Raw genomic sequence first — 10,926 nt, forward strand, 5'->3', positions numbered from 1 at the left:
CCGAGTCGGTTCAAGAGAAGACTCATCTCCATAATCTAAAACCCGGTCTCTGGTTTGTGCCAATGTAAGAGTTAAATCATATTTCACTTTTTGAATGGAATTACGATGTGTCAAAGTCAAATCCCATCCCCATGCTTTTATCTTTGCAAAATTCATGTTGGGTGGATTACCATCTACTCCTGTCGAAGGCGGATACAAATAAGAAGGAGCTACCATAATCATATTGGTACGGTAACGCCAATAATATTCAAATGACAATCCAAACCGATTTCCCCAAAAGCCTAAGTCGGTAGCCACATTGTAATCCCTTGATTGTCCCCACTTTAAATCCGGATTAGGATAAGCACTTGTGTCCATAACAATACCTGGCTTCAGATTCCCTCCAATATTATATCCTTGACGTACAACATACATATATTTCCGCAAATACGAATAGTCGTCTATCGCTCCGTCATCCCCCAATATACCCATAGAGCCTCGAAACTTCACATTAGAAAGCACTGGTTGATCCCAATTCTTAAAAAATTGTTCATTCGAAAGTACCCAAGAAGCAGAAGCTGTAGGGAAAAATCCCCATCGATTGTCAGGGTGAAATTTTGTAGAACCATCCACCCGAAAACTACCTTCAATAAAATAGCGGTTATCATAACCATAAGTGGCACGCCCAATCATTGAAGCACGTTCGCTATACGACTCTTCCCCATTCACTTTGGGAGTAGTAGCACTTCCCATTATCTCCGGATAAATACCCGCCATATCCAAATTTTCTCCAGTCAAATAACGATTGTGATAATCTTGATAATTGATAACCAACAACCCGGAAACATCATGTTTTGCAGCAAAAGTGCGATTATAATTCACCCCAAGCTCCACTAATTTATTATCCACAAAACGATCGGTTTCTTTCAAAGTAATCTTTGCTTTCGGATAGGTAGTTTTATCATCTTCTTTTATCTCTCCGGTCTGCTTGTCATAAGTGTAAAGAGTTACAGGACTACTAAATGTTTTTTGAACAGAATTATTATTATCAAAAGTAGCACGTAAATAGGCGGAAAGCCCCTTTACCCAAGGAACATCGTATTTCAAAGTAGCAGTAATAGTATTCATGTTCATTTTATTACGAACATATCCCCCCGAACCGTCTACAGCTATCAAAGGGTTGCTACTATTTACACTGGCCAACCTACCATCTGTAAACCTAAGTACCTCTACTGGAGAAAAATTATAGGCAGCATCAATCGTAAAATAACTGGTATTCTTATTTTCCGAACGAGTTCCGTTTACATCCAATGACAATACAAGCCCTTTTAATAATGTTGCATCCAGTTTCATTGAATAATTATAGCGATCTCGTCCCACACCGCTATACAATCCCTTCGTATTGGTATACCCACCAGACATATAATACTTCACGAAATTATTGCCACCACTAACAGAAAGACTATGAATCATGGAATACCCAAACTTATCCAGATAGTCAATCAAATTTTCGTCACCATATACATTAGGATTAGAATGGGTACGAATCATTTCAAGCTGTTCATCGGTATAAGGATTAATACCAACAGCCGATGGTGAGTTTTCCAATGCCCGGTTATACAATTTAGCAAACTCATATGCATTAAGAAACTCAGGTAGATTGGTAGCCTGTTGCAAATTAAACTGTCCTCTGTAGTTTACCGATACTTTCTGATTACCGGTAGCACGCTTTGTCTGGACCAGAATGACACCATTAGCCGCCCGTGCACCATAAACAGCAGCTGCAGCCGCATCTTTCAATACGGAAATACTCTCAATATCATCCGGATTCAAATCCGAGAGACGCATTTCTCCTTCAGTCGTATTTGTACCGAAACGAGGTACACCATCAATAACGAGTAAAGGAGCACCATTAATGCCTCTAATATGTATATTCGATTCTTTAGATGAACTCGGATCACCTGTTGTAGACATCACTTGCAAACCTGCAACCTGTCCGTTCAATGCCTCATCCAAATTTATTGTAGGCATTTGTAGAAGTTCTTCACTCCGGACCACTTCTACCGAACTTGTCAAAGATGATTTTTTCTGTGTTCCATATCCTACTACTACAATCTCATCCAATTGTTGAGCATCATCTTTAAGTACAACTTTCAGGTTATTTTCTCCTGGTTTCAACCGGATTTCCTGAGATTGATAGCCTATAAAGGAAATGATCAATATTGCCCCTTTAGCCGGAACCAATAAAGAAAAATTTCCATCCAGATCAGTTATTGTTCCGATATCGGCCCCCTTTATTTTAATATTGGCCCCAACGACGGTTTCACCCGATGTGTCCTGTACTTGCCCTTTCAATGAATAGTTCTGTGTATTCTGTCCCCACACATTATAAGAAAGAAAACACAAACAAACAAATAAGTAAAAGATTCTATTCATATAATTTATTCATTAATTATTTTTCAGTGTACGTTCTATCAGTAATAACTGATAATCATAAAAATCCCGAGTATCGCCAACAGAGGCAGCTCGACGACTCTTATACAACTGAGCTATTTTATTTAAACGTCCTACCATAACCGCTGCCAGTTGTTCTTTAGAAAGTGTCGGCAAGCCAAAATTGATTCGGGTAAATGAATCCCCATTCATATAACTATGACTACAAGGAAGAGACGGTTCACATGTTTGACGCAAAACGTCTTCATAATCAGCGAGAGCAGTAGCAGTCTTCTTCTCAGCAGTTTTGTTCAAACCAGTATAATTGATCATCAATCCGACTGCCGCCGATTGAATATTCATATCTGCAGCAGACAATTTAATTCCTTGATAAGTAGGTTTAAACATTTCAGAGAAAACATCATCCAAATAGGAATTTAATGTATAATTCGCTTTTGAATCTATTTGTCCTCCCTCACTTATACGATATAATGCAGATGAATTCAATAAAGCCCCGACTACTGATGACTGCAACTTATCATTCACATTCATATTTACATCCAACTTAGCAATCAAGTCTTTCGGAGTAAGCCATTCGTTATAAGTGCGAGCCTGATTCAGCAACCATAACACCGCTTTTTTCTGTGTAGCCTTATCTATATAATTTTTTGCTGATGAATCCTCACCCTGACGAACTTCTTGGAAACGAATACCACCGACATAAGGCATTACATGACGCAAATGCCGTGTATATTGCCTTACAACTTCAATATACATATTTTCTACTTCATCATAGCGTGCTCCCTTATCAAAAGTCCACGTCTCTAAATTCTTCATTATGACTTTCAAATTCCGAATAGCCAAATCCCCAGCTTTCAAATGATCATCTCCTAAATCCTCAGACTGGTCTGTCGGATCAACCGTACCAAAAACTTGTTGCGCCCCGAATTCATACATCGGATCAGATTTCTTTTTCTCAATCCAAGCATCAAGTACCGTTTTTTCTTTCTCGGGAGTATCCGCTCCTGGAATAAGGCGATATCCCCAATCAATAGCATATATATCGTATACACCTAAATTCGGCGGTGTTAATTTTACCCCTTTCTCCAAATCTCCCGGTTGAGCAATATAATTATTTCTTGCATAATCCATAATACTGGGAGTGGTTCCATACTTTTGTGTAAACTTCGGACTGCGTAAAGAATCTACCGGAAAAGAATAACTAGCTCCCATATTATGCATCAACCCTAATGTATGTCCTATTTCATGAGCCGCAGCATAACGAATAGCCTCTTGCATCACATCATCATCAAATACCGCTTTACGTACACGATCATCAACAGCAGCAGTTTGCACAAAACGCCAATTATGCAATAAAGAAATAACATTATGATACCATATTACGTCTGCAGTCAGAATCTCCCCTGTACGCGGATCAATATGACTCGGTCCCATTGCATTAGCAATAGAAGTAGCAGCATATTTCACACAACTATAACGCATGTCATCCGGATCAAAATCGGGATTATTACTCGGATAATCCAGTGCTTTCACTACATTTTTAAACCCAGCAGCTTCAAAAGCCATATTCCAGTCTTCAATTCCCTGTTTTACGACAGTACGCCATTTCTCTGGGAAAGCAGTATCTACATAAAATACAATCGGTTTCATCGGTTCCACCAGCTCCCCTTTAAAGTAGCGTTCTAAGTCTTGTTTCTTGGGCTCTATCCTCCAACGATGAATAAAAGTTTGAGGAATAATCTTATCTTTAGAGGATGTGTATAAACTTTTATCTGAACTAAAATATCCCACTCGATTATCCTGTAATCGCATAGCCATCAATGTATCAGGCAAAACGAACAACGAACGATGTACCGTAACTGAATAAGGCTGATTCAACGGAGTGGTAGTAAATGACAACAAACTTTTTATCTCTATGTTATTAGGAAATGTTTTCACACTCAGAATATTAGATGCATCTGCCGCAAAAGTTCCTTTTAATGAATTTCCTCCACCAAATAATTTAGCTAAAGGACTCTCTTGCTTAATAGGGCTAATACATTTTTCATTTCCACCAAAAAAGGAAGTAACATCTATAACAACATTACCTTGATTACGAGCTACAATCTTAAAGCCTTTCAATACTGGATCTGCAAAATTCTTATTAAAAGCAGATGCGATAGGATCATTCTGGTCTACCATATTACTACTTTGCACCAAATGCATATATACTTTCTGCCCATCTTTGCTGAAACGAATCATCAATGGATTAGTTGCCATTTGCCCTGCCACATAATCATGTGTATTACTTGTTTCTGCAATACGGTTCGTCAATAGATAAGTATGCGAAAAAGCTGAATCTGGAATCTCAAAATACAAATTATTTTCTTTTTTACTCAAAAAAGTAGTAAAAAGCCCTTGCTTAATAACGGCATCTTTAGTGACTTTTTTATAGTCAGCATTCACCGAATCTTTTTTCACTTCAATAGGATTAGTCACCTTTTTTTTATTCTTTTTTCCGATTGCCGCATAGATACCCTCGCTAACAAAAAGAAACAAGAAAGACAGTAGTATTATCTTTTTCATACAATACATATATTTTTTATCTTTTCCTAATAGTTAATTCACACTCCTATATCCTTTTTCCAATAAAAAGCAATGATAATTCCGCTATTTTATTTTTTTTTCATAGTTTTGCAAAACTAATTAATTTATAATTATTATGGAAAGAAAATTACTATTTTTATTATTATTTTGCATCGCAACAATCGTGGATGCAAAAAGCGAACCTATAATTACATTAAACGTCGAGCCAGACGGATCTGAACGTACACTTGAATTTGAAGTCAGTACCCCAAATACCAAACTATTCATTGATTGGGGAGATGGAACATTAATAGAAACCGATGTGATACAAATGCCAGATCCTTATGCGAATGCCACAGTAGTAGTAGGAATTCCTAAAGGAGAAGGGTTGATTAAAATTTATGGCGAAAACATTGTATATTTCGGATGTACATCCAAAGTAGGTGAAGCCCAAGTCACAGCTGTCGACCTGACAAAAGCAACCGAATTGACTGAATTATACGTAAATACCAATAAACTGTCAACACTTGACATTAGCAAAAACAGAAAATTGCAAAAACTTTATTGTTACTCTAATCCACTCAAATCGATTAATTTATCTGAAAACATTGCCTTAACCTACATAAATTGCAATGATATTGAAACAGAAAGCCTTGATATATCAAAATGTATCGACTTAGAAACTATTTATTGTAACAACAATAAGCTAAAAGCATTAGATATTTCCAAAAACACGAAACTCAAAAGTTTATACTGCCTAAACAATCAACTGAAAAGTATAAACTTTTCCAATAACGCCAATTTAGATTACATATCGGTTAACAACAACCTGTTAACGAGTATAGATGTCACTCCATGTACAGCATTAAGATATTTATATTGTATGGGAAATCAAATCTCGGAAATTAAAGTCGGGAATATTGGAAAAACATTAAATTGCAGTAAAAACAAGCTGACTTTTGCAACATTGCCAGCAACAGCAATGGGTAGTTACACATATGCACCACAAGAAGTACTGTCTATTGCAGAAGAAATCGCTATAAACAAAGAATTGGATTTATCTGCACAAAACAATATTAAAGGCATTACAGATAAAGAACAAAAAACTGCATATACCTGGAAAACTGCTGATAATGAAAAAATCTTAGAAGCTGGTAAAGATTATACAGAAAATAATGGCAAGTTTACTTTCCTTACTCTGCAACCGCAACCAGTCTACTGCGAAATGACAAGTGATGCTTTCCCAAAATTTTCAAGCGTTAATGTATTCAAGACTACCCCTATAACAATCTCAAACGCTATAGTAAAAGAACCAATAATAACTCTCAACGTTGAAGTAAACGGAATGGAACGTACATTGGATTTTGAAGTTAGTACACCAGATACCAAATTGTCTATCGACTGGGGAGATGGAGTATTGGTAGAAACCGATGTAATACAAATGCCAGATCCTTATGCGAACGCCACAGGGGTCATAGGAATTCCGAAAGGAGAAGGACTAATTAAAATTTATGGCGAAAATATTGTATATTTCGGATGTGTATCTAAAGTAGACGAAGCACAAGTTACTGCCATTGACCTAACCAAAGCAACCGACCTGACAGAATTGTACGTAAATACCAATAAGTTGTCAATACTCGACATTAGTAAAAATACAAAGTTACAAAAGCTCTATTGTCACACAAATCCGCTTAAATTCATCGATCTATCTCAGAACGTCACATTAACATATCTGAACTGTAATGAAATTGAAGCAGAAAACCTTGACATATCAAAATGTACAGCATTAGAAACACTTTATTGTAATAACAACCAACTAAAAGCGCTGAACATTTCCCAAAATATTAAACTCAAAAACTTATACTGTGTAAACAACCAATTAGAGAGTATAGATTTCTCTAATAACATCAATTTAGATTACATATCAGTCAATAACAATCTATTAACGAGCATTGATGTCACTCCATGTACAGCATTGAGATATTTACTTTGTATGGGGAATCAAATCGCTGAGATAAAAGCTGGAATTATCGGAAAAACATTAAATTGTAGTAAAAACAAACTAACTTTTGAAACATTGCCAGCAACTGCAATAAGTGGTTATACATATGCTCCACAAGAAGCACTAATCATTGCAGAAGAAATTACCACAAATAAAGAGTTAGATTTATCTGCACAGAATAATATTAAAGGTATTACTGATAAAGAACAAAACACTGTATATACTTGGAAAACTACCGATAATGAAAAAATCTTAGAAGTTGGTAAGGATTATACAGAAAATGATGGTAAGTTCACTTTCCTTACCCCACAAATCCAACCGGTTTACTGTGAAATGACAAGTGATGCTTTCCCGAAATTCTCTGGAGTCAATGTATTCAAAACTACTCCCATAACGATCCAAAAAGGAACGGGAGTTCAAAACAACTCACAAGACGACATTATTGTAACAGCTCAAATGGGTAAAGTATATATAGGAGGTTTACAAATAGCAGATAATATTCAAATTTATACCATCATCGGAGAAAAAGTTATAGAAACAAAAGCAAACAACGATGCTATGACATTCGAACTTGCTGGTAATAATTATATTATACTCATTAATGGTAAAGCTCATAAAGTAGTCGTTTTATAAAACGTACCTATATTACAAAATAATCAAAAAGTATATCAAAATCTCTCTCTTAATAAAAGGATGAGGAAACGTCGAAAACCTCTCTGAAAAAAAGGGGATGTCAAAACTCCCCTTTTATCAAAATCACCCTCGCTACAACTGTGAACTGCACTCCTAAAGTTTTGTGTCCAACTTTTGGGGTGCAGTTTAATCCTGTGGCGAGGGTGATTTTTAGTTTATGAGAATTTCGACACACCCTCCATTTTTTATACAAAATCTATTGGAAAAATATCGTTAATATTTCTTACAATATTCATCCAAGTCTTTCATTTAGATCCGAATCACTCTTATTTATCTATTGAACAGCTCGAATGTAAATTTACACCCAACCTGTTTATATTTAAAATTCTCGCTGCTTACAAAAACACCCACATCAAAAATATGCGTACCTATACCATATCCTATTTCCATATACGGATTAAGGTGCGGAACAAACAATGTATTAACATACAGACGTTCGTTTTGAACATAGCGGGTATATTTTATCAAGTGCCGCAAAAGCAGGAAAGGAGCTTCATAAGTGAAATGCGCACGAACATATTTACGGGAAGAGTTATACCAGCGTCCATCCAATAATTGAAAAACGCCGCCAATATCATCATTCCACCCTACGGGCAGGTTACTCCTTGCCAAATTAGCAAAATCGACAAAATAAAGCTGTTCCTGATTCGTAAATGCACCAAGCCCGAAACGATAATAGATATTACGCATAGGCCCCAATGGGACATGGTGTTGAAGATCAAATTCAATTCTCTCATATTCTCCCGTACTTTTAAATACACCTTTGATACCACGTTCGTAGTCAAAAGAGAAAGTAGGAAAAGACGAGTGAAGGTTCAGCTTTCTTTTCCCATTCATATAATAATACAGGCAAGGAGTCCACTCGACACGGATACGAGGAGCAAAGCTTATATATGTATCCTTAAATTTATTCATAAAATCGGGGGTAGGAGGAACTATGGGATTTACAATCACAAACTTCGATTTCTCAATAGCCGTCCTCCTGTGAGCAGAAAAGCCGACACTTAACTCCAACCCGTTGACAATCTCGATACTATGACGGAAATTAAAAAACAAGTCCTTAAAATAATCCAAATGTATCTGGTCAAAATCAAAAATACTATCTGGAATGGCTTTCAACTCATCCAATACGTCACTGCTATAAATACGGTTACCATTACCAAAATTAACATGAATAGCCCCCCTCTTCTGCGGCCAATAATCAAAATCGGCATTTGCCGACCAATAAAATTCCTTACGGGTAAAATTATAACCAATCCGGGGTACAATCCGCAATACTTTATCTCCGGAAAACAACCGGTTGTACTTAAAATCCTGCCGCCAAGAGAAGCCGTTACTACCACTATAACTCAGCAGTAGCGGATTTATAATAGGAGAACATTTGACACTACCGACATGGGACAGATCCATGTTAATATCAGATAACAAAAAATCACCAACCTCCCCCCAAAACACACGACGCCGTGAAGGAGGTTTCGAAACGGAAGTATCTTTCCTTAAAGCATAATCCTCATACAGTTTTTTTTCATCGCTGCTCAACTCGACAGGACGTAAAGAAGCAAAATGGGCACTATCCACCAGCAGAGAGTTCGTATCCGATCTCAATGTATAAGATTCCGTAAGGTCAAACTTCTTTTTTTCTTTACGATACTTACCCCGGTCATTCAACTCGATGGAATTATAATTCAATGAAGCCAGATAACTGCCATCTACCACATTACCCACAAAATTGAAACGGACCTTAAATTCATAACACACAGGCAGAAATTCATTGTCATCCCCCACCTCTCCCATTTTAATGAGATTTTCAAAAGTCAGAAGTTCAGAACGTCCGGAAAAACGTATTTCACGCAGACTCCACACATCAGAACTGACAATCATATATCCTCCCACCAACTGGTCACTTTTCGACTTAGGAATAAAACGTATTTTATAGTGCATATTATCCTGTGTCCCCATGATAGTATCTATCTGGTAACGATAATATTTTTTCGCATTTTTGGCAAGTGGCGAGAGCAGGCGGTCGTAAAGCAATGTAGGAGAATAGGCATTAACATGAAAATATTCAAGCATCGTTGCCTGGAAGCCGCCACTGAAAACAGTACCGTAACCGGCTTTTACCTTTTGATCGTAAATATTGGGAGCTGTGAAATGCAATTCACTATACGATTCCATCAAATACTCACGCACCCCTTTCTGCATGCGAAACATTTTCGGAAGGTAGCGGAACATGAAATTCTTTTTTCGGATATTCAGTTTACCTTTTATATAAAGGTCTGCCCGGTAGTCATTCACTATTTTTTCATAGAAAGGGGTAAAGGTCATCACATTATGCAAGATAGAATCCACAGTGATGGGTTCACTCGTATACGGGTTCAAAACAGAATTGGCTCTTCCTTTCGGTACTAAAAGGAATAAAACCAAAACCAAAATCCATATCAACTTATAGTGTTTCAAAAAAAATCCTTTCCATTACTATGGAACAAATATACTTAAAAACAATGAAAAGAAAAGATCTATCCGGAGATTAACACTGATTTATAAAAAAGAGTTATAGCCAACCTTTGGCTTTGATGAGCTCCGAACGATACACGACAATGTATCCCTTTTATCATGTAATGGAACAGATATCAGGCAACGCGACAAAAAAAACAGCAAAGAAAAATTCCCCAAAGAAAGACATGACGAAACACTTATCGGGTTTGTGCCATTCATCAAGGGGGATTATCTAAGAAAAAAAAGATGTTTTTCAAAATTACCCCCTAAAATATAGGGGTACTATCAGAAAAAACATATAATTTTGCAGCATCAACCGATAAAAAACAGACCATTTATGTCTAAAATGAGATTTTTCGCTTTACAAGAGCTCTCAAACAGAGGCCCTCTGGAGGTCATCACTCCTTCCAACAAATTATCCGATTATTATGGCAGTCATGTATTCGATCGTAAGAAAATGCAGGAATATCTTCCTAAAGAAGCTTACAAGGCGGTAACCGATGCCATTGAAAAAGGTACTCCTATCAGTCGTGAAATGGCCGATCTGATTGCCAATGGCATGAAAAGTTGGGCTAAATCGCTCAATGTAACTCATTATACGCACTGGTTTCAGCCTCTTACAGACGGAACAGCAGAAAAGCATGACGGTTTTATCGAGTTCGGCGAAGACGGAGGGGTCATTGAACGCTTCTCCGGAAAACTGCTTATCCAGCAAGAACCGGACGCTTCTTCTTTCC

At 37.0% G+C, this 10,926-nt stretch carries 5 protein-coding genes; 2 read left to right on the top strand and 3 right to left on the bottom strand.

The annotated features are described in order from the left end of the window. Together QVP90_RS14030 and QVP90_RS14035 are read right to left on the bottom strand one after the other, a co-directional pair. The coding region (locus tag QVP90_RS14030) for a SusC/RagA family TonB-linked outer membrane protein (protein WP_288204575.1) at nt 1-2,415 on the bottom strand (2,415 nt) is incomplete at its 3' end. A gap of 12 nt (nt 2,416-2,427) precedes the next feature. Continuing rightward, on the bottom strand, nt 2,428-4,998 hold the full coding sequence (locus QVP90_RS14035) for a zinc-dependent metalloprotease (RefSeq protein WP_055295225.1): 2,571 nt from the start codon (nt 4,996-4,998) through the stop codon (nt 2,428-2,430). A 136-nt stretch (nt 4,999-5,134) separates the two neighbouring features. Here QVP90_RS14035 and QVP90_RS14040 point away from each other — a divergent pair, with 136 nt between their 5' ends. After that, complete coding sequence (locus QVP90_RS14040; RefSeq protein ID WP_021936801.1) at nt 5,135-7,633, top strand: leucine-rich repeat domain-containing protein; 2,499 nt, start codon at nt 5,135-5,137, stop codon at nt 7,631-7,633. A gap of 330 nt (nt 7,634-7,963) precedes the next feature. Here the strand turns inward: QVP90_RS14040 and QVP90_RS14045 are convergent, their stop codons facing one another. Beyond that, the gene (locus QVP90_RS14045) at nt 7,964-10,150 is read right to left on the bottom strand and encodes a DUF5686 family protein (protein WP_007478513.1); all 2,187 of its coding nucleotides are present in this window, start codon (nt 10,148-10,150) and stop codon (nt 7,964-7,966) included. Nucleotides 10,151-10,526: 376 nt separating this feature from the next. Between QVP90_RS14045 and QVP90_RS14050 the strand changes: the two genes are divergently transcribed. After that, a partial coding sequence (locus QVP90_RS14050; RefSeq protein ID WP_288204579.1) for a glutamine synthetase III occupies nt 10,527-10,926 on the top strand: 400 nt, incomplete at its 3' end.

This window comes from Bacteroides sp. CAG:189 (assembly GCF_000432295.1).
Taxonomy (GTDB): Bacteria; Bacteroidota; Bacteroidia; order Bacteroidales; family Bacteroidaceae; genus Bacteroides; species Bacteroides salyersiae.